Source organism: Dehalobacter sp. (genome assembly GCF_030063005.1).
GTDB classification, from domain to species: domain Bacteria; phylum Bacillota; class Desulfitobacteriia; order Desulfitobacteriales; family Syntrophobotulaceae; genus Dehalobacter; species Dehalobacter restrictus.
The window spans coordinates 83,015-106,445 of the sequence record NZ_JAPDHR010000062.1; the positions used below are offsets into that span (position 1 = coordinate 83,015).

At 45.6% G+C, this 23,431-nt stretch carries 26 protein-coding genes; 16 read left to right on the forward strand and 10 right to left on the reverse strand.

The annotated features are described in order from the left end of the window. Positions 1–222: 222 nt before the first annotated feature. Entirely contained in the window at positions 223–3,774 is a 3,552-nt protein-coding gene (nifJ, locus tag OKX56_RS14520; RefSeq protein WP_019224660.1) for a pyruvate:ferredoxin (flavodoxin) oxidoreductase, read from the forward strand. A gap of 106 nt (positions 3,775–3,880) precedes the next feature. Here the strand turns inward: nifJ and OKX56_RS14525 are convergent, their stop codons facing one another. The 8 genes from OKX56_RS14525 to OKX56_RS14560 all read right to left on the reverse strand — a co-directional run bounded on the left by OKX56_RS14525 (position 3,881) and on the right by OKX56_RS14560 (position 9,711). Beyond that, positions 3,881–4,930 carry a YhgE/Pip family protein gene (locus tag OKX56_RS14525; protein ID WP_242836968.1) on the reverse strand — a complete coding sequence of 350 codons (1,050 nt, stop codon included), beginning with the start codon at positions 4,928–4,930 and terminating at the stop codon, positions 3,881–3,883. Positions 4,931–4,934: 4 nt separating this feature from the next. Continuing rightward, a complete protein-coding gene (locus tag OKX56_RS14530; protein ID WP_019224661.1) occupies positions 4,935–5,081 on the reverse strand; it encodes a hypothetical protein in 147 nt (48 codons plus the stop codon). A gap of 102 nt (positions 5,082–5,183) precedes the next feature. Next, on the reverse strand, positions 5,184–5,504 hold the full coding sequence (locus tag OKX56_RS14535; RefSeq protein ID WP_242836967.1) for a YhgE/Pip domain-containing protein: 321 nt from the start codon (positions 5,502–5,504) through the stop codon (positions 5,184–5,186). 59 nt (positions 5,505–5,563) lie between these two features. After that, positions 5,564–6,145 (reverse strand): TetR/AcrR family transcriptional regulator, encoded by a 582-nt coding sequence (locus tag OKX56_RS14540; RefSeq protein WP_019224662.1) that lies wholly within the window; start codon positions 6,143–6,145, stop codon positions 5,564–5,566. 195 nt (positions 6,146–6,340) lie between these two features. Beyond that, positions 6,341–6,511 (reverse strand): CDIF630_02480 family spore surface protein, encoded by a 171-nt coding sequence (locus OKX56_RS14545; RefSeq protein ID WP_015044768.1) that lies wholly within the window; start codon positions 6,509–6,511, stop codon positions 6,341–6,343. A 15-nt stretch (positions 6,512–6,526) separates the two neighbouring features. Then, entirely contained in the window at positions 6,527–6,697 is a 171-nt protein-coding gene (locus OKX56_RS14550) for a hypothetical protein (RefSeq protein WP_019224663.1), read from the reverse strand. A gap of 127 nt (positions 6,698–6,824) precedes the next feature. Continuing rightward, a complete protein-coding gene (locus OKX56_RS14555) occupies positions 6,825–9,218 on the reverse strand; it encodes a vitamin B12-dependent ribonucleotide reductase (RefSeq protein ID WP_019224664.1) in 2,394 nt (797 codons plus the stop codon). A gap of 193 nt (positions 9,219–9,411) precedes the next feature. Further along, positions 9,412–9,711, reverse strand: a complete 300-nt coding sequence (locus tag OKX56_RS14560) for a zinc-ribbon domain containing protein (protein ID WP_021315824.1) — start codon at positions 9,709–9,711, stop codon at positions 9,412–9,414. A gap of 348 nt (positions 9,712–10,059) precedes the next feature. Between OKX56_RS14560 and OKX56_RS14565 the strand changes: the two genes are divergently transcribed. The 4 genes from OKX56_RS14565 to OKX56_RS14580 all read left to right on the forward strand — a co-directional run bounded on the left by OKX56_RS14565 (position 10,060) and on the right by OKX56_RS14580 (position 13,570). Further along, on the forward strand, positions 10,060–10,335 hold the full coding sequence (locus OKX56_RS14565; RefSeq protein ID WP_019224667.1) for a DUF1294 domain-containing protein: 276 nt from the start codon (positions 10,060–10,062) through the stop codon (positions 10,333–10,335). Positions 10,336–10,474: 139 nt separating this feature from the next. Beyond that, a complete protein-coding gene (locus OKX56_RS14570) occupies positions 10,475–11,533 on the forward strand; it encodes an HD domain-containing phosphohydrolase (RefSeq protein ID WP_019224668.1) in 1,059 nt (352 codons plus the stop codon). A 49-nt stretch (positions 11,534–11,582) separates the two neighbouring features. Continuing rightward, positions 11,583–13,202: a sensor histidine kinase gene (locus OKX56_RS14575; RefSeq protein WP_019224669.1), complete on the forward strand. Its 1,620-nt coding sequence runs from the start codon at positions 11,583–11,585 to the stop codon at positions 13,200–13,202. After that, complete coding sequence (locus tag OKX56_RS14580; RefSeq protein ID WP_019224670.1) at positions 13,187–13,570, forward strand: hotdog fold thioesterase; 384 nt, start codon at positions 13,187–13,189, stop codon at positions 13,568–13,570. Before OKX56_RS14575 ends, OKX56_RS14580 begins: the two co-directional genes overlap by 16 nt. Before the next feature lie 81 nt (positions 13,571–13,651). Here OKX56_RS14580 and OKX56_RS14585 read toward each other — a convergent pair whose 3' ends face one another. Continuing rightward, positions 13,652–13,801: a DUF1540 domain-containing protein gene (locus OKX56_RS14585; protein ID WP_019224671.1), complete on the reverse strand. Its 150-nt coding sequence runs from the start codon at positions 13,799–13,801 to the stop codon at positions 13,652–13,654. A 166-nt stretch (positions 13,802–13,967) separates the two neighbouring features. Here OKX56_RS14585 and OKX56_RS14590 point away from each other — a divergent pair, with 166 nt between their 5' ends. Beyond that, positions 13,968–14,669, forward strand: coding sequence for a hypothetical protein (locus OKX56_RS14590; RefSeq protein ID WP_019224672.1), 702 nt, complete (start codon positions 13,968–13,970; stop codon positions 14,667–14,669). Positions 14,670–14,672: 3 nt separating this feature from the next. Here OKX56_RS14590 and OKX56_RS14595 read toward each other — a convergent pair whose 3' ends face one another. Further along, positions 14,673–15,029 (reverse strand): LysM peptidoglycan-binding domain-containing protein, encoded by a 357-nt coding sequence (locus OKX56_RS14595; RefSeq protein WP_019224673.1) that lies wholly within the window; start codon positions 15,027–15,029, stop codon positions 14,673–14,675. Positions 15,030–15,274: 245 nt separating this feature from the next. Between OKX56_RS14595 and OKX56_RS14600 the strand changes: the two genes are divergently transcribed. The 10 genes from OKX56_RS14600 to OKX56_RS14645 all read left to right on the forward strand — a co-directional run bounded on the left by OKX56_RS14600 (position 15,275) and on the right by OKX56_RS14645 (position 23,406). Then, a complete protein-coding gene (locus OKX56_RS14600; RefSeq protein ID WP_176714437.1) occupies positions 15,275–15,745 on the forward strand; it encodes a MarR family winged helix-turn-helix transcriptional regulator in 471 nt (156 codons plus the stop codon). 97 nt (positions 15,746–15,842) lie between these two features. Then, complete coding sequence (locus OKX56_RS14605; RefSeq protein WP_019224675.1) at positions 15,843–16,826, forward strand: beta-ketoacyl-ACP synthase III; 984 nt, start codon at positions 15,843–15,845, stop codon at positions 16,824–16,826. Then, positions 16,826–17,056, forward strand: coding sequence for an acyl carrier protein (locus OKX56_RS14610; protein WP_019224676.1), 231 nt, complete (start codon positions 16,826–16,828; stop codon positions 17,054–17,056). The genes OKX56_RS14605 and OKX56_RS14610 overlap by 1 nt, the downstream gene beginning before the upstream one ends. A gap of 13 nt (positions 17,057–17,069) precedes the next feature. Beyond that, a complete protein-coding gene (gene fabK / locus OKX56_RS14615; protein WP_019224677.1) occupies positions 17,070–18,020 on the forward strand; it encodes an enoyl-[acyl-carrier-protein] reductase FabK in 951 nt (316 codons plus the stop codon). Between the two features lie 87 nt (positions 18,021–18,107). Further along, positions 18,108–19,046: an ACP S-malonyltransferase gene (gene fabD / locus OKX56_RS14620; RefSeq protein ID WP_025206191.1), complete on the forward strand. Its 939-nt coding sequence runs from the start codon at positions 18,108–18,110 to the stop codon at positions 19,044–19,046. Between the two features lie 69 nt (positions 19,047–19,115). Continuing rightward, the gene (gene fabG / locus OKX56_RS14625) at positions 19,116–19,856 is read left to right on the forward strand and encodes a 3-oxoacyl-[acyl-carrier-protein] reductase (protein WP_019224679.1); all 741 of its coding nucleotides are present in this window, start codon (positions 19,116–19,118) and stop codon (positions 19,854–19,856) included. A gap of 15 nt (positions 19,857–19,871) precedes the next feature. Continuing rightward, positions 19,872–21,113, forward strand: coding sequence for a beta-ketoacyl-ACP synthase II (gene fabF / locus OKX56_RS14630; RefSeq protein WP_019224680.1), 1,242 nt, complete (start codon positions 19,872–19,874; stop codon positions 21,111–21,113). Positions 21,114–21,117: 4 nt separating this feature from the next. Beyond that, positions 21,118–21,576 carry an acetyl-CoA carboxylase biotin carboxyl carrier protein gene (accB, locus tag OKX56_RS14635; protein ID WP_019224681.1) on the forward strand — a complete coding sequence of 153 codons (459 nt, stop codon included), beginning with the start codon at positions 21,118–21,120 and terminating at the stop codon, positions 21,574–21,576. A 37-nt stretch (positions 21,577–21,613) separates the two neighbouring features. After that, positions 21,614–22,036, forward strand: coding sequence for a 3-hydroxyacyl-ACP dehydratase FabZ (gene fabZ, locus OKX56_RS14640; RefSeq protein ID WP_019224682.1), 423 nt, complete (start codon positions 21,614–21,616; stop codon positions 22,034–22,036). A gap of 20 nt (positions 22,037–22,056) precedes the next feature. Beyond that, positions 22,057–23,406 (forward strand): acetyl-CoA carboxylase biotin carboxylase subunit, encoded by a 1,350-nt coding sequence (locus tag OKX56_RS14645; RefSeq protein ID WP_019224683.1) that lies wholly within the window; start codon positions 22,057–22,059, stop codon positions 23,404–23,406. The last annotated feature ends 25 nt before the right edge of the window (positions 23,407–23,431 follow it).

A 23,431-nucleotide genomic window follows, 5' to 3' on the forward strand; every position in this document is an offset into this window, starting at 1 on the left:
ACCATAAGCCTCTGAGATACTGCTAATAGTAACGCACTATTGGCAGTATTTTTTTGTAATTCTTGCAAAATTGATTGGTTTGCATTTCTGTGCATTTTTCGCTGGAAAGTATCAATAATATAGATCATAAAGCTTAGTACTGAGTTAACGAGGCACTGGGTCATCAATTTAATAATGGATCACAAATATGGATCAAGCTTAAGCTAAAAAGGAGGTCTTTTGATGCCAATGAAAACGGCCACGATGGATGGCAATGAAGCTGCAGCGCTGGCGTCCTACGCCCTGACTGAAGTTGCCGCCATCTTTCCGATCACTCCGTCATCTCCAATGGCCGAAGGTATTGATGAATGGTCGGCGCACGGCAAAAAGAATATTTTCGGTCAGCCTGTAAAAGTGGTGGAAATGGAATCTGAAGCTGGTGCTGCGGGAGCCGTTCACGGATCACTCGCTTCAGGAGCGCTGACCACTACTTACACCGCTTCTCAGGGGCTGCTTCTGATGATTCCGAATATGTACAAGCTTGCCGGGGAACTGCTGCCGGCCGTGTTTCATGTAAGTGCCAGAGCACTGGCAACCCATGCGCTGTCCATCTTCGGCGACCATCAGGATGTCATGGCCTGCAGGCAGACAGGTTTTGCGCTGTTGGCATCAACTAACGTCCAGGAAGCACATGATTTGGGATATGTCGCTCATCTAAGTGCAATCCAATCCAGAATTCCGTTTCTTCATTTCTTTGACGGATTTCGTACATCGCATGAGTATCAAAAAATCAGCTTAATTGAACAGGAAGAGATCCGAGAAATTGTAGACCATCAGGCGCTTCAGGATTTCAGGGATCATTCCTTATGTCCTGAACACCCCGTTGTAAAAGGATCAACGCAGAATCCGGATGTCTACTTTCAGTTCAGGGAGGTTTCCAATCCGTTTTATGAGAAGGTCCCGGATATTGTAGAAGGCTATCTGCGGGAAATAGAAAGAATTTCAGGACGGGTCTATCACCCTTTTAATTATTACGGAGTACCGGATGCTGAAAATGTCATTGTGGCAATGGGGTCAGTCTGTGACACGGTTGAAGAGACGATTGACGTTCTGCAGAAGAGAGGGGAAAAGGTCGGGATGGTGATCGTTCATCTTTACCGGCCATTCTCGGCAAAATATTTCTTTAATGTATTACCCGCTTCCGTCAAAAAAATTGCGGTTTTGGACCGTACCAAGGAGCCGGGAGCATTAGGCGAACCGCTCTACCTCGATATTCTAGAATTATTCAGGCACACCTCGGATGGGACTCCGGAACAAATAGCCTATCAGCCGGTTATCGTGGGGGGGAGGTATGGGCTAGGATCCAAAGACACAACGCCTTCTCAGATCCTGGCGATATACCAGAATCTGAAACAGGACAAACCAAAAAATCATTTTACCATCGGGATTGTGGATGATGTCTCCGGTACTTCTTTACCGGAGGGCGAATGGCTGGATACAACCCCGGAAGGGACCATCAATTGCAAGTTCTGGGGGCTTGGTTCCGATGGGACTGTCGGGGCAAACAAATCGGCGGTAAAGATTATAGGGGACAATACCGACCTTAACGCCCAGGCCTATTTTTCCTATGACAGCAAAAAATCAGGAGGGACAACGGTTTCCCACCTCAGATTCGGCAGAAGTCCGATTAAGTCCCGCTATTTGGTCTTCAGCGCGGATTACATTGCCTGCCATAATCAATCGTTCATTTACCATTATGATCTCCTGAAAGGAATCAAAAAAAATGGCACTTTTGTTTTGAATTGCCCGTGGAAGAGCCTTGATGAACTTGAAGAGCATCTTCCGGCATACCTGAAGAAAACGATCTTTCAAAACAACATCCATTTCTATGTCATAGACGCAATTGATATTGCTTCGCAGATTGGCCTGGGCGGACGGATCAATATGGTGATGCAGGCCGCATTCTTTAAGCTGGCGAATGTCATACCGATTGAAGATGCCGTCCGGTATCTGAAAAATTCGATTGAAAAAACCTACGGCCGGAAAGGGCAGAAGATCGTTGAAATGAACAAAGCCGCCGTAGATCAAGGCATCAGCCGGCTTATCCGTATTGAGGCGCCTGCTTCCTGGGAGAGTGCCCAGGATCAAAAAACGGAGCTCAAAGAAGAACCCGAATTTATCAAGAAAATTCAGCGGCCGATTGCGCGCTCTGAGGGAGATGAGCTTCCTGTCAGTACCTTTTTGGGGATGGAGGACGGGAGTACGCCTCTCGGGACAACAGCCTATGAAAAACGCGGTATTGCAGTCCAGATTCCAGAATGGCAGATAGACAAATGTATTCAGTGTAATCAGTGCGCCTATATTTGTCCGCATGCGACGGTCAGACCCTTTTTATTGGATGATCAGGAAAAAGCCCAGGCACCGGAGACATTTATAACGAAGGAAGCTGCCGGAAAAGGACTGGAGGGCCTGCATTACCGTATACAGATTGCCCCTCTGGACTGTACAGGCTGTATGAACTGTGCCGACATTTGTCCTGCTCCGGGAAAAGCATTAATCATGAAACCAGCCGAACACGAAATCGAAATGGAAGCGGAAAACTGGGAATATGCGTTATCCATCCGGCCCAAGGAAGACCGTATGGACCGCAATACCTTAAAAGGAAGCCAGTTTATCCGTCCGCTGCTGGAGTTTAACGGTGCCTGCCCGGGCTGCGGGGAAACGCCGTATGTCAAACTGCTGACGCAGCTCTTCGGGGAACGTATGATGATCGCGAATGCGACAGGCTGTTCCTCAATTTGGGGAGGAAGTTACCCTTCCATCCCGTATACGACCAATGCCGAGGGCAGAGGACCGGCCTGGGCCAACTCACTTTTTGAAAATAACGCGGAGTACGGATACGGCATGTACCTCGGCGCTTTGCAGATCAGAGAAAGAATTTCTGCCCTGATGCAGGAAGCCCTGGCGATGGAGCTGTCCGAAGAAATCAAGACAGCTTTCAGAGAATGGCTCGATGCGTACCAGGACGGGGAAAGGTCGCTGACCGCTTCCGCCAAAGTGCTTCAGGTATTGAACGGCAACGCTGCCTTGGGTCTTCCTGTCATCCGTGAAATACTGAAGAGAAAGGACTATCTCGTCAAACGCTCAGTTTGGGCAATCGGCGGGGACGGCTGGGCGTATGATATCGGCTATAATGGTGTCGATCATGTCCTGGCCAGCGGGGACGATGTCAACCTGTTTGTAATGGATACGGAGGTCTATTCCAATACAGGCGGGCAGTCCTCCAAAGCGACCCCGACAGCCGCGATTGCCAAGTTTGCCGCCGCAGGCAAAAAGATCCGGAAAAAGGACCTTGGCATGATGGCGATATCCTATGGCTATGTTTACGTCGCCCAGATTGCAATGGGAGCGAATATGATGCAGACGATCAAAGCGATTACAGAGGCTGAAAGATATCACGGACCGTCCCTGATCATTGCCTATTCCACCTGCTTCAATCATGGTCTTAAGAACGGGATGGGGATGAGCCTGGCCCAGCAAAAAAAAGCAGTAGAGGCAGGATACTGGCATCTTTACAGGTACAATCCGGATCTTAAGCAGCAGGGTAAAAATCCGTTTATCCTAGATTCCAAAGAACCCAAAGGAAACTTTAAAGAATTCCTGGAAAGCGAGATCCGTTATGCTTCTTTGAAAAACGTTTTCCCTGAGATTGCCGAAGACATGTTTAGCTTGGCGGAACAACATGCTGCTGAACGTTATGAGAGCTACAGGAAGATGGCAACCTCCCAATCCTAATCTACAATTATTCGGCTATAGAATTATATGGGGCTGTTACAGACGAATTTACTTTCATTCGTTCTGCAACGGCCCCTTCGATTATTGAAAGAAGATGACCTCCTGTCTATGAAACAACGGTCATTTCAACAGCGGATTTTTCCCTTTGCTTTTTCGTTGCTCTGATGCTCAGCAGTAGATTTACTGCAAAAATTACAACTGTGATGCCTCCCAATATAGACAGATTCTCATACAGAAAGCTGTAGTTGACACCGGATATTACTTCTTTAAGTGCATTGATTGCGTATGTCATTGGTAAATATGGATATGCGATATCAAAGAATTGTGGTACAAGCTCCAGTGGGAAGGTTCCTCCGCAAGCGGTAAGCTGAAGGATCAGTAAAAAAAGTGCCAAAAACTTGCCAACATCCTTGAGGTTCGCGATCAAAAAATCCACAATGGCGGTGAAGCATAAAGCAATCAGAATGCACACGACATAAAACATGAAAACATTCTTCACCACCAGATGCAATCCGTGCTGTAAAACAAGAGCTAATGCCACCGCTTGAACTGCAGCTACCAGTGAGAATCCAATAAACCTTGGATCCGCAGGCAGATATCTTGAAAGACGGCGTTCAAAATTGATTTCCGGATCAAGGTAAATAACAATTAGCATGAGGATTGATCCGATCCATAATGACAACGAAATAAAATACGGTGAAAATGCTGTTCCATAATTCGGCACTGGATCAATGCTCAGCTGATTAAGCGCAACAGGTGTTGCTGCGTAGGTATCGAGTCCAGAAAGATTCGCCGTTTTGTCATTTGCTGTTGTGATTGAATCCGCAACCGCAGTCTTTGCCTCGTTGATGCCATCATTCAAGGTCTGACTACCGTTTAGAAGCCGCTGTTCGCCATCCGGAAACTTAGCCGCACTGGCGTTCAGTTCACTGCTTCCTTGGGCAGCTGCCGCTATATCCATGGCAGCCGTCTGGATACCAGAATTTAGTTGTGGATACACAGCTGCCAATTCTGCGGAACCTTCCGCCAACTGTCCTACACCACCAGATAGCTGATTTAAGCCGGTCCCTAACTGATTTGCCCCGCTTGCCAATTGCGTTGCACCATTCATGAGTTCTTTTGACTTGCTATCGATTAATGCGATGCCGTCATTCAATTGTTTACTTCCTGCCTGCAGCTGTTGGGAACGGCTGACTAAAGTGGCGGTGTTCACCTAAATCCTCAGGAATCGTTTTCATTTCGGTCGTCATTTCACTGACGATTTCTTTGGTCGCCTTTTGTGAAACCTTATCTTTAAATTCGAGCATGACTCTGTTCAGAACCTGGACAGCAAGGAAATTTCTTTTCTCTTCCGGTTGATAGATGATGATGCCCTCATTCTTATCTGATTTATCTGCCGAAGCTATTTTTTATGAGAAATCGGCCGGTATCGAAACTTCAGCATAATATTCTCTGTTTTGTATTCCTGTCTTTGCTTCTGCGTCCGTAGTCAAAACCCATTTGATGTTTTCATCGGATTTTAGTTCTTCAGTGATCTCATTTCCTAAATTTCTTGACTTACCATTGATAACTGCGCCCTGGTCCTGATTGACAAAAGCCACAGGAAGCTTCTCTAATTTGCTGTACGGATCCCAGAACGCTGAAAGAAAAAATACACTGTATATGAGGGGAAGAATGATTACAGCTGCAATAACTGCTCGTTTTCTCCAACGTTTTTTCTCTAATGCCATGACATTTCCTCCAAACTGCTATTTATAACTAATTAGCTACTGCAGCTCCTATTGTTTTTTCAAAGATTTTCTGATAATTTGATCCCAGTTAACCAATACCCTTTGATTTCTTCTACGGTGGCTTCGTAAGAGATCTTCTGATTGGATAATAGGATGCGAAGACTTGCTGCCGCTGTCATGCCAAATATGGAGACAGCCAGAAGTTCCGGGCCCAAAGGCCTGATTTCCTTCTTTTCTATTCCTTCCTGAATAATTTTTTCAATGAATTGCAAATATTCTCTTAAACTTTCACGCAGCAGGAGTTGCCTGTCTTGTCTTCCCCAAACTTCGCTTAAAAGTACTTTTGCAAACTCAGGATGTTCAAAGGAAAGCTTTGTTTGAACCTCAATTAACTTTTCTAACTGTTGGATTGCTCCTTCTACATTTTCGGCTGATTCTTTAACTGTTGCGACAAATTGGTCGATAGTCCAGCGAATCATACTGACAAATAATTCTTCTTTGCTTTTGTGCCGGTAAAATAATGTCCCTTTGGCAACTTTTGCCTGAGAGGCAATGTCTTCCATTGTCGTTCGTTCAAACCCATTGACAGCGAATAATTGAAGTGCAGCCTGAAATATTGCTTTATCTTTTTGGTTTGTCATCCCTTTCTCCTTTACACTTTATACTGACTAGTCAGTATAAATACTATGTTTTAAGGATTTATTTGTCAAGAGAAAAAGTTTATCATTCACAAGAAGAAAGCATTTTTCTACATTAAAGTAATTAACAATAGGAAAGGAGCTGCTGCATGCGAATGATTACTATTCGTTTTGCAACAGCCCCTTGACCCAAATTGTTTATTTTTCGTTAGAGTCCACATATTCTTTGGCATTGCGAACTTCAAGTTCTCCGGGAATGCCTACATTTGATACAGGCTTCTTTGTTTCAAAGCGGCTGTCCCAGGCAGCGGTAGTATGTTTCTCAACAGGGTTCGCCATAAAAGTTTCCTTCTTTTTATTATTGGCCACTTTTCTATTCCTCCGCTACGCTTTATCCGGGGACCGTCTTCTATCTTCAGCCATCCCGCCAATCGCCTGCGGACTGGCAAAAGCAATCGAGCCTGCCGGCATCGGATGAGTGTTGTTCAGGTGACCCCAAGCAAGCGAGTTATTGGTTGTCAATACTTCTTTGACTTTGCGTCTGTCTTTCGCCATCGCGTGATTCACCTCACCAAGAATTATTCGCTGCCTGTAGTTTTTGATATTTTTTAGAAAAAAATACACAGTCATCAATGGAAAATGATGACTGTGTATTGGCTGTGCATTTTCAAAAGTCGTTATTTTACCCGCATTTGGAATAGCCGCAGTGGATGCAGACCATGCAGCCGCCTTCGTGATTCACGGGCATTCCGCATTCAGGGCAGGCATTGTCGATCGCGACGGCGGCCTGAGCTTTTTTAATTACGGCTTTTTCAGTTTTCTTCAAATCATCCGAAAGGACAGGTTCTTCCGTTTTATTGCGATTGATAATCGCAGAATTACCGTTTACGCCGATATCCTTATACTTTTTGATTACCCGCGAGATTGCATCCGGGCACGAGGTGACATTGACACCTTCTCTTCGGATGCAGGCGGGGCAGCGGATTCCACGGATCTGCTCTATGATAGCATCAACAGAGATACCTGAACGCATCGCGATCGAGATTAGGCGGGAGGTTGCTTCCGATTGGGAAGAACAGCCACCGGCTCTTCCCGTATTGGTAAACACTTCACAGATACTGGTTTCATCGGCGTTTACGCTAACATAGAGATTACCGCAACCAATTTTAATCTTTTCAGTGACGCCGACAGTCACCGGCGGGCGGGGCCTCGGCTTGATGGTAGGCATCGGTGCAGAAGCGGTTGCTTCAGATTCAGTGGTGGTCTCGAGCTTTGCAGTCGTCTCAGGTTCAGCTGTGGCTTTGAAATCAGCCGCCGGATTGGCAGTTTCTTTCGTTCCGGCAGACAGCACCTGCTGTTCACGGCTGCCGTCCCGATAGACCGTAATTCCTTTGCAGCCAAGCTCAAAGGCTAAACGAAACGCTTCGGCAACATCTTCGCAGGTAGCTGTATTTGCAAAATTAATAGTTTTGGAAACCGCATTATCCGTATATTTTTGAAAAGCAGCCTGAATTCGGATATGCCATTCAGGAGAGATCTCCTGCGCGGTAACAAAGACCTTCTGTACCCATTCCGGGACTTCCGGCAAACCGAAGACGTTACCTCGTTCGGCAATTTTGGACATAAGCTCCTTTGAGTAAAAGCCATACTTATGCGCATAATCTTCAAAAAGCGGGTTGACCTCAATCAGTGCCGTACCGTCCATGACCGTTTTAGTATAGGCCACGGCAAAGAGCGGCTCCACGCCGCTGGAAGCACCGCAGATCATCGATATCGTCCCTGTCGGGGCAACTGTAGTCAGTGTAGCATTGCGTAATTCGATCTTGCCGTCATAAATGGAACCCTGATAATTAGGAAAGGTACCGCGTTCCTTGGCCAGTCGCTGGGACTCTATACGGGATTCGGTACGGATGAATTCCATAATCTTTTCGGCGAAGGCTGTACTTTCTTCGGAAATATAGGATGTCTGCAGAAGAATCATCAAATCTGCAAAACCCATAACACCCAGGCCAATTTTCCGGTTTCCTTTGACCATTTCTTCGATTACGGGAAGAGGATATTGGTTGATATCAATCACATCATCAAGAAAACGGGTCGCGAGCCTTGTGACATAGCCTAAACGCTCCCAGTCAATTACGGTCTTTCCGTCCTTTTCCGCCGCCATAAGCTTTAAATTAATGGAGCCAAGATTGCATGCTTCATTGGGGAGTAAGGGTTGTTCGCCACAGGGGTTGGTAGCCTCAATCACGCCAATATGCGGCGTCGGATTATCGCGGTTCATCCGGTCAATAAAGATCATGCCTGGTTCACCGTTCCGCCAAGCGTGGTCAACAATTTTAGCGAAGACTTGTTTGGCGGGGAGCTTACCTGCCGACTTTCCAGAATGAGGGTCAATCAGGTCATATTCCGTGTCATTTTCCACAGCTTTCATAAATGATTCCGTTACAGCAACCGAAACATTGAAGTTGTTAATATCTCGGTTATCTTCTTTGCAGCTGATAAATTCCAGAATATCCGGGTGGTCGATCCGAAGAATGCCCATGTTGGCGCCGCGTCTTGTTCCTCCTTGTTTGACAGCCTCCGTAGCGGCATTAAAGACTTTCATAAACGAAACCGGACCGGAAGCAACCCCTCCAGTGGAACGCACCATGCTGTTCTTCTGGCGCAGCCGGGAAAAGTTAAAGCCTGTTCCGCCGCCTGACTTATGTATAATTGCTGCATGTTTCAGTGCATCAAATATATCCTCCATACTGTCCCCGACCGGCAAAACAAAGCAGGCACTTAACTGTCCAAGGTCACGCCCGGCATTCATCAGTGTCGGCGAATTCGGCATAAACTCCAAATTAGCCATGACCGTGTAAAATTCTTTGGTCAAATCTTCAATTTCCTGCGGATTCTTACCATACTTTTCTTCAGCGCCGGCAATGACCGAAGCAACCCGGTAAAACATCACTTCCGGCGTCTCGCATTTTTGGTCATTTTCCTGCTTCAAATATCTCCGTTCCAGGACAACTCTGGCATTCGGCGAAAGATTGGCTTTGGGCCACTTTTTCCAAACTTCCGTATTGTTACGCAACGTTTATACCTCCAAAATTCATTCGGACTGTAAATCCGGTTAGTAAACTACAAGTAGTACTATATAAAGTTTACAGATACTATATCTGGTAGTCAAGGGGTCAAATGGAAAAATTAATCATAAAAAATAAATAGGCTCTCAAAACAAAAACCCCCCCGGGTAAGATACCCGGAAGGGTCTGATAACAATTAAATTACCAGTTGTTTCTGGAGCGGGGTTGGTAGCAATCCCGGCAATAAACAGGTTTGTCACCAGTAGGTTGGAAAGGTACTGTGGTTTCTTTGCCACAAGCAGAACAAACAGCAGGGAACATTTCACGTTGAGGGCGCGAATAGCCACCATTTCTGCTCTGTGCTTTTCTTGCTGAACGGCATTCGGGGCAGCGGCCTGGTTCGTTCGTGAATCCTTTTTCAGCGTAGAATTCCTGCTCGGATGCAGAAAAAGTGAATTCACGGCCACAGTCTTTACAACTTAGTGTTTTGTCATTATACATAAATGACCTCCTAGATTTATTACCCGCCTCATTGGAAGTTGATTCGACATCTTCCCTGAGCCTGAGGCAGTCGAGAAGGTCTTCTAATCCCTCAAATATTAACGAGCAATACTTAGTATAACTAAAAAAATACAAATTGTCAAAACAAAGTATAAAGTATTCTGGCTAATTTTTCAAACTTCTCAGCATTTTTTCTATTAATCTTTATGTTTTGTCCTATATCTTTATATTTTGTCCTATTTAGTCCTAATATCTTTTCAAGCATTTCTCTGCGTATTTTTTTCCTGTCTCATTCATGGTATGATTTTGGTCATAAATGGTTTTTAACTGAGCAAGGAGGCTGCAGATATGGAATATAACTGGCTTATATGGGGATACATTGTCCTTGTAAATATTTATGGTTTTTCCGTTATGGGGTGGGACAAATATAAGGCCAAACGGGGAGGCCGGCGGGTCCCTGAACGCCGTTTCTTTCTTACAGGACTGATATTTGGTGCTCCGGGGATCTATCTGGCCATGCGTTTCTTTCGGCACAAAACCAAGCATAAGGCCTTTATATACGGTATCCCTGTTCTGATCATATTGAATATATCTGTTCTTGTTTATTTTCTGCAAAAATTTTAAAAAATTTGTAGAGATTCCAAGGATAAACATTTTTTATCTAGAATTTCCCATAAGAATAAGGTATATTAAGATATAGTGGCCGGCTGACCGGAAATTTCCTCATTAATAAGCAGTTGATTTGTGAAAGATTGGGAGGCGGATGAAGATAAATACTGATAGTATTTCAAGGGCCAGAATACTGATCGTCGACGATAATTCTGTAAATATTTTGTTACTTGAAAAACTGTTAAAAATGTCGGGATACAGCAATATCATGTCCACCACTGATTCCAGGGAAACCCTGTCCTTATATCGAGAGCATAATCCCGATCTGATTTTAATGGATTTAAGGATGCCTTACCTTGATGGATTTGAGGTAATGGAGCAGTTGAATGCAGTCAAAGAGGATGACTTTCTTCCGATCATTGCCATTACAGCCTACAACGATCAGGAGCACAGACTGAAAGCCTTGACGCTCGGCGCCAAAGATTTTATTGGGAAGCCGTTCGATTATGCTGAAGTTCTGATGCGAATCAAAAATATACTGGAAATACGTTTACTGAACAACGAAATCAAAGAGAACAACCGCAGACTGGTCAATAAAGTCCAGGAGAGAACAAAAGAACTGGAAGATTTGCAGGTTGAACTGATCCACAGGCTGGCGAGAGCCGCAGAATTTCGGGACAGCGAGACAGGAAATCACATTCTGCGAATGAGCAAATACACGTATGAACTTGGTAAAGCCTTCGGATTGCCGGAAAAAGACTGTGAACTAATGTTTCATGCCAGTACGCTGCATGACATTGGGAAAATTGGCATTCCCGACGAAGTACTGCTGACACCAGGAAAACTCACTCCTGATGATTGGGAAAAAATGAAAACCCATACCGTTAAAGGGGCTCAGATCCTGGCCGGCAGTTCAGCGGAAATGATTAAGCTTGCTGAGCAGATTGCGCTGTATCATCATGAAAAATGGGATGGAAACGGTTATCCGAACGGGCTTCAAGGAGAGGAAATCCCGTTGGTGGGACGAATCACCGCCATTTGTGATGTGTTTGATGCTTTGATTTCGGAGCGTCCTTACAAGAAGGCGTGGGAAATCGACGAAGCCTCAGCTGAGATAGAAAAAGGTAGAGGCACACACTTCGATCCTTCTCTTGTCGATCATTTTCTGAAAATTATGCCGGTAATCAGGGAAATTACGGAAATCTATAAATAACAAGTTCTGCCTATGGTCATTGAATGTAATAAACGGCGGCGGTGTTGGAATGAGGTCAAAAGAGTTAAAGAAAAAGCTACCGCTTTTCCAGTGGACTTGGCGCACCTATGTTTGCGAAGCACTCATTCCATTGATTATCATGGGATTGGTGTTTATTGCTATGTTCATTCTCGCGCACTTCTGGCTGCATAAAGAAGTATCAGGTATGCCGATTGCTGGTCAGGGAGAAAAGCTCTATGCCGCGCTGAACGGTTTAAGCGATCAATTGTACCGTATTGGCCGTTTTATCATTGTAGGTCTTCTTATTTTCTATGGTATATTTATCATCATGTTTTACCGGAAAGCTCATCGAATAAACAAGGCGATCTCGGACCCTCTGGCCAGGATTAAGCAGATGGTCCTTGATATCGGTACAGGACAGCACCTCCAGGAACAACCGGATTTCTTCATTGAAGAGTTGCAGGATACGGCAGTCTCAGTCGTACAATTAGGTAAACGGCTGCATCATCTCGATGCCAATCTGACAGTTTACCAGTCTGAAATCAGGAAAAAGGAAGAAAATCTGCAGGCCCTGGTAAAATCCATTGATGATGCTATTTTTGAAGTAGATGAATCCGGGATCGTTCGGAATGCTTGGACAAATGATCAGAGTATTTTAATTAGACCGGCTGCTGAAATCATTGGTTCCTCCTTTTATTCCGTTATGGATGAGGAGACCGCAAAGATCAACATGACCTTGATCAATCGTGCTATTCAAGGCAAGGAACCGGAGGTATTTGAATATTTCCTGAACACTTCAAAAGGCGTCCGTTGGTATCAGGCACGGATAGCCCTTATTGACAATGATAGGCATAGTGTTTCCATCTCCGTAAGGAATATTACCGATAGGAAGGCGCTGGAGAATTCGCTTATTTCAGCCAAGATGGAGGCTGAACGGGCCAGCCTGGCCAAATCGGAATTCCTCTCGAGTATGAGCCACGAATTTAAAACACCCCTGAATGCGATTATGGGCTTTGCCCAACTCCTGGAGATCGATACGGAGGCTTCTTTAAACGAATTTCAGAAGCAGAGTGTCAAAGAAATCTATAAAGCAGGGAACCACTTGCTTGACCTGATTAATAAAGTCCTTGATCTCGCGAAGATTGAAACAGGCAAATTTGATGTCGTGATTAAACCGGTAGAAATAAAACCTGTCCTAGAAGCTTCGATCAATTTAGTCAAGCCTCTGGCTGATCTGAAAGGAATTGCGATCACGGCAGCGTATTCCGGGTGTGAGAATTATTGTGTGGCGGCAGACCAGATCCGTTTGAAACAAGTGCTGCTGAATATTTTTTCGAATGCGATTAAATATAGTTTTGATAATGGAATGGTTGAATCCAGCTGTCAGGAGTTTGATGGGTGGCTGCGGTTAAGCATCATCGATAGTGGTTTAGGCATTCCGTTGGAAGAACAGGGTAAGATATTTGATCCTTTTTTCAGGGCATCGAATATCAACCATTTAATCGAAGGTACCGGGATTGGGTTGCCGGTTGCCAGAGAATTAATTGAACTGATGGGCGGAAATCTTGGATTTGACAGTCAAGAGGGAAAGGGAAGCCATTTCTGGTTTGAACTTCCTTTGGTTCATGCCGGCTCGGCAGAAAGGATGACAAAATGGATAACATATTAGAGGAAATGGGTAAGGATATTTTTGCAAAATATGTTGGGATAGAAATACTCAAAGCCGAAGCCGGAACAGCTGAGGCCAGGTTAAAGATAGACGAGCGCCATTTAAATGCGCTTGGGATCGCTCAGGGCGGAGCCATTTTCACGCTGGCGGATTCGGCACTCGCTGCAGCGTCGAATTCCCGGGAGGGTACGGCAATTGCCGTAAATGTCAGTATTACCTATTGTCAAGCTGCCGGTCTGGGAATACTCACCGCCAGGGCCAAAGAAGTATCCCTAAACCGGAAAATAGCGACCTATCTGGTTGAAGTCACGGATGAGAAAGACAATCTCATCGCCATGTTTCAGGGAACGGTTTACAGAAAACAATAAAATAGAAAGCTCATGTTCGTACCATACTAACGGTGACATGGTGCGAACATGGGCTCTGGAATTTCATACGTCTGGCATTCATTACTTCTGAGGTTTGAAGGTATCACACTGTGTCTCTTCCGAGCCTTGGGAATACTTGACCCCTCTGTGATTCACCTGAATCATCGGCGCATCGCACATGACATCTTTATTGTAATGACACTCGGTGACTGTACATTTAATTGAACCCATTTTTTTCACCTCCTTGGGCGAGTATCTTATTAACGTTAAAGCTTTGGCGTTTATACCTCTTATTATTATGAACAAAAATTAATTTACTATGTGGTTAGCAAAATCAATAAATTTCTAAAGACGCCTCGGCGTCTTTTTTCATAAGGCTTGCATAAATGGAAAATTATTGAAGAAGGCCGCATATATTATTATTGCCATGATCATTTTTTGGAATGGGGTGACTCACACGAATGATTTTAATTACAGATATGCCGTAAACCACAGCAATCCGGTAAATTATTATTATCAACCGCAGCCGGGCAATCCCAGAAAGCCTTGGGGCTGTCCAATGCAGCAAAATAGCTGGAATAACGGCATCCATCCTCTCTTTGAACCTTCGATTCCGTCCAGAGCCAATCTGATTTTGCTTACGCCGGCAATTTTTGGAGCTGCGGCCGCGCTTACGGTCGGATTTAGTTTGTACGGCCGCAGTTTCAGCAGAGGATATTCAAAATTTATTTTTTTTGTTAATATCTATGCGATCATTGCTTCTCTGGGCGCCGGGACATATATCTTCGAAACGTTAACCCTCGAGGAAAGGAAAGACGCCAAACTAAAGGATATTATTCTTCCGCTGATAACAGTCATTTTGTTTTTTGCACTGCTCTTTAATCTGGTCTACTCGCTTTATCCGTCTTCCTTTTCCGGGACAATCGGAAAAACGCGTGTAACTCAGTTTATTTCGTTTCTTTCTTTAAGCATTGGTAGTATTTCAGTGGGGGAAACTTTTAATGTGACACCGGAAAAAAGCGGGACGCAAATCATGGCTGCTGTGGAATCCTTCTGGAATTTATTTGTTCTGTCACTTCTTATATCTTTGATCACATAGTCCTTAGCGGGATCTTCTCCGTCTCTTGACAGGAAGACAGATCATTTGGCCGATCCGCAGGTTCGTGGGATCAACTCCGGGGTTCAGTGAGATAAGCGAAGTTGTTGAAAGGTGGTATTTACCAGCCAATTTGGAAAAGGTATCACCTGCTTTGATAACATAACGGTTCGCTGGTGGACATGAAACAACGCTCCTCCTGATTGGAATGCAGATCAAGACCCCCGGTTTCAGGTTATTTGGGTTTACTCCTGTGTTCACCGATGCAATTGCCTCTGCAGTTGTATTGAATTTGCGGGCAAGGCTATAAAAAGTATCACCCGGCTTGATTTGATATGGGATTGTTCCTTTCGGACAGGTCATGAAAGCTCACTCCCAGCAGATATTTTTTCTCTTCTCATTGTATGAAAGGATTACCTGTCTGCCGGACAGAAGGACAAACCCAACCCCAAATTTTTTTCGTTTTAAAGGTTAGAATAAGAAAATCCATAAAGGGATAGTGAAAATACTTCTAAAATATTCAGATTAAAGCAGGAGATGTACAAGTTAGTTTGAATACTAAAATATTTGACAACCAAATTAAAAATAAGGTAAACTTTGATTATGCGCTGAGAGGAAGTGAAAGGTTGGAAACAAATTTTCGTACTGTTTTAAATGAACTTCTGATTGGAACATTTAATCAAATTCTAGATGTAGAGCAGAATGAGATTAAGAAAGGACCATTAAATAATTTGTCTATCTCAGAACTGCATGCGATTGAAGCGATTGGAATGTATCAGGACAGGACAATGTCTCAGGTTGCCGCTGATCTGGGTATCACTGTCGGAGCGCTTACTTCTTTCATCAATAACCTCGTTAAAAAGGAGTACGTTTCCAGACAAAGGGATGAGGCAGACCGGAGAATTGTCAGGATCAGTCTGACCCGAAGGGGAAAGCTTGCCTACAGGATTCATGAAAAATTCCATCTGGATATGGTCAAGCATATGCTTCTCGGATTAGGGGAACAGGAGAATATTTTAATCGAATCATTGCAGAAACTCACCGAATTTTTTGATTCGAAGTATTCCTTTAACCATTAACAAGAGATAAAAGATACATGAAAAAGGTAAACGAACAGAAGATTCGTAATGGATGATAATAAACGAAATAATATGAGAGAAAAGGAAATTTGGAAATATGTATGACGTCGAGATAATTGGCACTGGCAGCTATGTTCCTGAAAACAGGGTGACGAATGATGATCTGTCTAAGATTGTTGACACAAGCGATGAATGGATCCGTACCCGGACAGGGATCAAAGAACGTAGAATTTCACTGACGGAAACCACAGCGGATCTGGCAGTTGCAGCCGCCCGCAGAGCGCTTGATGATGCCGGAGTTGCCGCTGAGGAGCTTGATCTGATTATTGTGGCCACGGTTACACCGGACTATTTTTTCCCGTCAACGGCATGTTTTGTCCAGAATAGTCTCGGAGCCAGCCGGGCAGCTTGTTTTGATATCAGTGCGGCTTGCACCGGTTTTATTTTTGGACTCAGCATTGCCTCCCAGTTTATCAGAACAGGGATGTATCAAAAGGCACTGATCATTGGTGCCGAGGCCCTTTCCAAAATAACGGACTGGGAAGACCGCGGCACTTGTGTCCTGTTTGCAGACGGGGCTGGCGCGGCGGTTATCAAAAGAGGAAATCAAGGCATCATTTCCGAAGTAATCGGTTCTGATGGGAGCAAAGGCGAATGTTTGGAATGTCCTGCCCTTCCGCTCAAGAACGTCTTTATTGAGGCCGAGGAAGCAAAGCCCCCACATGCCAAAATGAACGGACGGGAAGTTTTTAAATTTGCAGTCAATATTTTACCTGAGTGTATTTTGAAGATACTTGAAAATACACCTTATACGCTGGAAGACATTAACCATATCATACCGCACCAGGCGAACCTGCGGATCATCGATTCAGCGGCCAAAAAGCTGCAGGTGGATCAGGCGAAGTTTTATGTCAACCTTCCCAGTTATGGAAATACCTCGAGTGCGAGTATCCCAATTGCCTTGGATGAAATGGCCAAAGGGAAGTTAATCCATAAAGAGGATCTGCTCGTTCTTGTCGGATTTGGAGGAGGACTCACCTATGGCGCGATGCTGATTAAATGGACCATAGGGGGTAAGTGATGCCTTTTGACACGATCTGCAGGATTATTGCCTCCCAGATTGAGATTGAACCGGAGAAAATACAGCTGTCCACCAAGTTCCAGCAAGACCTCGGGATTGACTCTCTAAGCATTTTTGAAATTGTTATGGAGCTGGAAGATGTATACAGGATTGAAATTCCGACTGAAGATCTTGAAGAATTAATCAGCGTAGCAGATCTGGTTGACTATATGAGTAAGCGAACGAATTGAAGGAGAGAGTGGCATGAATAACTTTGATTTTTTTTATAAGCTGGGCGTAAAATACCCGCTGATTCAAGGCGGTATGGCCTGGATTTCGGACAGCTCACTTGCATCGGCTGTATCAAACGCCGGCGGAATCGGTATCATTGCGGGGGCCAATGCACCTGTCGAATATGTCAAAGAAGAGATTAGGAAGGCCAAAGCTCTGACAGACAAGCCTTTTGGCGTAAATATCATGCTGTTAAGTGAAAATGCCGGAGCCATTGCCCACCTCGTCTGTGAAGAAGGGGTAAAAGTAGTGACGACAGGCGCCGGAAGTCCCGGGAAATATATTAAAATGTGGAAAGAAAACGGCATTACGGTCATTCCCGTAGTTCCTTCCGTTGCGCTGGCCCGCAGGATGGAGAAGGAGGGGGCAGATGCCGTTGTGGCGGAAGGGGGAGAGTCCGGCGGACATGTCGGTGAACTTACGACCATGGCCTTGCTTCCTCAGGTGATTGACGCTGTAAATATTCCGGTGATTGCTGCTGGGGGAATCGGTGACGGCAGAGGGATTGCCGCAGCTTTTATGTTGGGTGCAAGTGGTGTCCAGGTTGGCACAAGGTTCCTAACTGCCGAAGAATGTACCGTGCATCAAAACTATAAGGATAGAATCCTGAAAGCTAAAGATATCGATTCAGTCGTTACAGGCAGGCCAACTGGTCATCCGGTCAGAGTCCTCAGAAATAAACTTACCCGGCAGTTTGAAGAGCTGGAAAGGACGGGGGCACCTCTGGAGCAGTATGAGACGCTTGGCGCCGGTGCGCTGCGCAAGGCTGTAAAAGAGGGAGATACGGATTACGGATCGGTAATGGCTGGGCAAATTGCAGGTCTGATTAAAAAAGAACAGACCTGCAAAGAGATTATTGAAGAAATGTTTGCCCAGGCAGAGGAACGTCTGAAAGCTATTAAGCTTGACAGTATTACCCGCTAAAGGGATACGTATGGGGGACGAAAGAACCATCCCTTTGTCCCCCATATTCGGATGATTATCGGATGATTATTGGAGGATACGGAAAGAATGGATAGAAAGACAGCGTTTATTTTTGCGGGCCAGGGTTCACAGTATGTTGGCATGGGAAAAGAACTTTATCAGCATAACGATGTTTCGTGGGCAGTTTTTGACCTGGCGGATCAGGAACTTGGATATTCGCTGAGTGGCCTGTGTTTTAACGGACCCAAAGAGGAACTGGATAAAACTGAACATACACAGCCGGCCATTCTTACGGTCAGTGTGGCAGCCGCAAGGGCGCTGATGGATCAGGGGATCAATCCTGATCTGACAGCCGGATTCAGTCTGGGTGAATATTCTGCCTTGGTCTTGAGCGGTGTATTGCCATTTGAGGCGGCTGTGAAACTGGTCCGGAACAGAGGCAGGTATATGCAGGAGGCTGTGTCTCAGGGTGTTGGAGGAATGGCTGCAGTCCTCGGTTTGGAAACATCCGGGGTCGAACAGGCTTGTCTTGGGGCTGAAAGTCTCGGGGTTGTACGGATTGCCAATTATAACTGCCCAGGTCAGGTTGTGATATCCGGGGAAAACAAGGCCTTGGAAGCTGCTTCGGCTAGGGCTATTGAGCTCGGAGCTAAAAGGGTGATCCCGCTTGAAGTCAGCGGACCGTTTCATACGGGCTTACTCGAACCGGCCGCCCGGAAATTGGCTGACGAGCTGGCAGGCATTGAATTTTCTGATCCCCGGATTCCGGTGATTTCCAATGTTACTGCAGATTATATGGCGGATAAGTCGGCGGTCAAGGAACTATTGCCACAACAAGTTATGCGTTCCGTCCTTTGGGAGATGTCCTTCAGAAGGATGCTTGCCGACGGCGTAGATACCTTTGTGGAACTGGGACCTGGAAGTGTCTTAAAGGGCTTTGCGAGAAAGATTGACAAGAACGTGAAGGTTCTGAATGTCGAAGACCCGACATCTCTCGAAGCTGTGGTGAAATACTTTAACGATTAAGAACGTACTTGAAATCTAGAGTGCATGTCATGGTTTCTATCAATATTGAGTTCCAGAAGGAGGTAGGATATGCTAAAGGGGAAAACAGCAGTTGTTACAGGTGCCAGCAGGGGTATTGGCAGAGCCATCGCTTTAAAGCTTGCTGAACAAGGCGCGAATATCGCGGTGAATTATGCAAGCAGCGAGCAGGAAGGGTTAAAGCTTGCCCAGGAAATCGAAAATCTCGGAGGGCGGGCCTTGGTCTTAAAAGCGGACGTCAGTGTATTCAGTGAAGCGGAACAATTGATTGCGATGGCCAAAGCAGAATTTGGAACCATAGACATTCTGGTCAATAACGCAGGGATAACCCGCGACGGTTTACTCATGAGGATGTCGGAAGACGATTTTGACCGAGTCGTAGAAGTAGACCTTAAAGGGGTGTTCAATTGTACCCGGCATGCCGTTCCTATCATGGTCAAACAAAGAAGTGGCAGGATCGTCAATATCACTTCTGTTGTTGGAATTCTTGGAAATGCAGGGCAGGTTAATTATGCAGCGGCCAAAGCCGGTGTTATTGGACTTACTAAATCACTGGCCAAGGAAATCGGCAGCAGAAACATCACGGTGAATGCTGTAGCCCCTGGCTTTATTGAGACGGATATGACGTCAGGGTTATCGGATAAAGTGAGAGAACTGACCAAAGAGAGCATTGCTTTAAAGCGGTTTGGTAAACCGGAGAATATCGCCGATACGGTTTTATTTCTAGCTTCAGACGCCGGTGAATACATTACCGGCCAGGTTATAAGCGTTGACGGCGGAATGGCATTTTAGGAGGAGACCAACAATATGAGAACACGCGTAGTTATTACTGGAATTGGGGCGGTTACTCCGCTTGGCAACGATGCAGCCACATTCTGGCAGGGCATCAAAGAAGGAAAATGCGGGATAGGTCCGATCACAGCCTTTGATACGACGGACCATAAAGTAAAAATTGGTGCCGAGATCAAAGATTTTGATCCTGAAACGCTTTTGGATAAGAAAGAAGCCAAACGTATGGACCGCTACTGCCAGCTGGCAGTGGTGGCGGCACAGCAGGCTTATGAAGATGCGGGTCTGAAAGAAGCCGAGATCGACCCGGAAAGATTAGGTGTTTTGGTTGGATCGGGGATAGGCGGTCTGCTAACGATCGAAGAACAGCACAGCAGACTGACCGAGAAAGGGCCCGGCAGGGTTTCCCCTTTCTTTATTCCGATGGCGATCAGTAATATGGCTTCAGGGAATATTGCGATCAAGCTTGGTGCCAAAGGAATTAACTATAGTATTGTCACAGCCTGCGCTTCAGCAACGCATTCCATGGGTGAAGCTTTCTGGAAGATCAGAGACGGTCAGGCGGATATGATTGTTACCGGTGGCGCTGAAGCCCCGATTACGCCTCTGGCGGTAGCCGGATTTACTTCCATGACCGCTTTGAGCAACAGCAATGATGTCAACAGGGCTTCCATCCCGTTTGACAAGGAGCGGGACGGGTTCGTGATTGGTGAAGGTGCGGGTATTTTGGTTCTGGAATCTTTGGAGCATGCTAGAAAGAGGAATGCAAGAATCTATGGCGAAGTAGTTGGTTATGGAGCTAGCTGCGATGCCTACCATATGACCGCACCTGCACCGGGAGGGGAAGGCGCGGCCAGGGCGATGAAGCTTGCCTTAGCTGATGCCGGAATTGGTTCGGACGAAATATCCTATATCAATCCGCATGGAACAGGTACACCGTACAACGACAAGTTTGAGACGGAAGCGATCAAAGCCATATTTGGAGAAAAAGCTTATCAAATACCGGTGAGTTCGACTAAATCAATGACCGGTCATCTACTGGGAGCAGCAGGAGCTATAGAGGCGATTATCTGCGCCAAAGCACTTCAGGAGGGCTTTGTACCACCAACGATTGGCTATCAGGTTAAAGATGAGGAATGTGACCTGGATTATGTACCAAATTGCGGGCGTAACATGGATTTGACCTACGCCCTATCCAATTCGCTTGGATTTGGCGGCCATAATGCTACCATTATCTTAAAAAAATGGTTAGAGGGATAAAGTGATGGATTTAAAAGAAATTCAAGAACTGATAAAAATGGTGGATGAGTCCGGGCTGACTGAATTTGAGCTTAAGCAAGAGGATTATAAAATTATTTTGAAGAAAGAAAAGCTTCAGCCCATGTTTCAGCCTGCACTTCAACCCATACAGAGCTTTATGCCTGGGGCTGCAGCCGGAAAAGAGGCGGTGACTCCGGAACATCCAAGTTCTAAAACTGAAGCGCCGCAGACAATCAATGCCCCGATTGTCGGAACCTTTTACCTGGCACCGTCGCCCGGAGAGAAACCCTTTGTCAACGCGGGTAGCAAAGTCAAAAAAGGGGATACGCTTTGTATTGTCGAGGCGATGAAGCTGATGAATGAGATTGAAGCTGAAGAAGACCTGCAAATTCTCAGCATTTTGGTTAATGACGGGCAAATGGTCGAATTTGGCCAACCGCTGTTTGAAATTAATACCAAGTAGCGGCAAGGATGCAAGCGGAACTATTGTGGAGGTAAAGATGCTGAACATCAAAGAGATTCAGGAAATCATTCCGCATCGGTACCCATTCCTTCTTCTGGACCGAGTCGAAGAGCTTGAAGAAGGTAAAAGGGTTGTTGCTTATAAAAATGTTACGATCAATGAGTACTTTTTTCAGGGACATTTTCCGCAAGAACCGGTAATGCCCGGTGTACTCATTATTGAAGCGCTGGCTCAGGCCGGTGCGGTAGCTTTATTAAAAATGGAAAAATATCAGGGTAAGCTCGCTTACTTTACCGGAATTGACAAGGCCAAGTTCCGAAGGAAGGTATTTCCTGGTGATGTGCTGAGGCTGGAAGTAGAGATCATAAAAATCAAAGGCCCTGCCGGCATCGGCAAAGCCCTTGCTACGGTTGACGGGGAAAAAGCTGCCGAAGCCGAAATCAAGTTTTTTATCAGTTAATAAAGTTGGTGGGTGAAAACTTGTTCAAAAAAATACTCATTGCCAACAGAGGCGAAATAGCGGTCCGGATTATTCGGGCCTGCCGGGAAATCGGAGTTGCAACAGTTGCAGTTTATTCGGAAGCCGACCGGAACTCCCTGCATGTGGATCTTGCTGATGAGACGGTTTGTATCGGACCGGCCAGAGCAAGGGACAGCTATCTGAATACCAAGAATATTATCAGTGCAACGGTTCTGACGGGCGCGGAAGCCATTCATCCGGGATTTGGCTTTTTGGCGGAAAACAGCAAATTTGCCGAGATGTGCAAAGCGTGCCATATCGCATTTATCGGTCCTGACCCGGAAGTGATTGAAATGATGGGGAATAAAGCTAAGGCCCGGCAGATCATGGGCCAGGCGGGTGTCCCTATCGTTCCCGGTATCGAAGGTGTGTTGGCTAATTTTAAACAGGCAGAGGCTTCTGCGGAGCGTATTGGCTATCCGATCATGCTGAAGGCATCGGCAGGCGGCGGAGGCAAGGGTATCCGGATTGTCTGGAGCCGGGATGAACTGAAGAAAGCTTATGATATGGCCAAAAAAGAAGCGCAGGCTGCCTTTGATGATGATTCAATGTATTTGGAGAAATATCTGGTGGAGCCGAGACATATCGAATTTCAGATCCTGGCCGACCACTATGGAAATGTCATTCACCTCGGAGAAAGAGACTGTTCAATCCAGCGCAGAAATCAAAAAGTCATTGAAGAGGCTCCTTCAACCGTCCTGAGTGACGAGCTTAGGTGGAAAATGGGGGATACAGCTGTTCGAGCTGCTCAAGCGGTAGGTTATAAGAGCGCCGGGACCATCGAATTTTTAGTTGACAACAACGGCGGCTATTACTTTATGGAAATGAATACCCGTATCCAGGTCGAGCATCCCGTAACCGAACTGGTTACAGGAATTGATATTGTGAAGGAACAACTGAAAATTGCCTCGGGAGAACAGCTAAACATCCGGCAGGACGACGTGCATATTCAAGGCCATGCCATAGAATGCCGAATCAATGCGGAAAATCCCGCACTTGGGTTCAGGCCGTCTCCCGGCAAAGTGAATATCCTTCTCTGGCCCGGAGGAAATGGCGTAAGACTGGACAGCGCGCTCTACAGCGGCTATGATATCCCGCCGACCTATGATTCGATGATCGCGAAACTGATTACGCACGGCCAGGACAGGAATGAAGCCATCAGTAAAATGCGCAGGGCTCTTGATGAGTTTATCATTGAAGGCATTGACACCAATATTGAATTTCTGTTTCAGATTTTGAATAACCCGAAATTTAGGTGCGCAGAAATTGACACATCCTTCATTGCCAAAGAATTTGACTATGGAGCGTAATGACAACCAATAAAAAAATGATTAC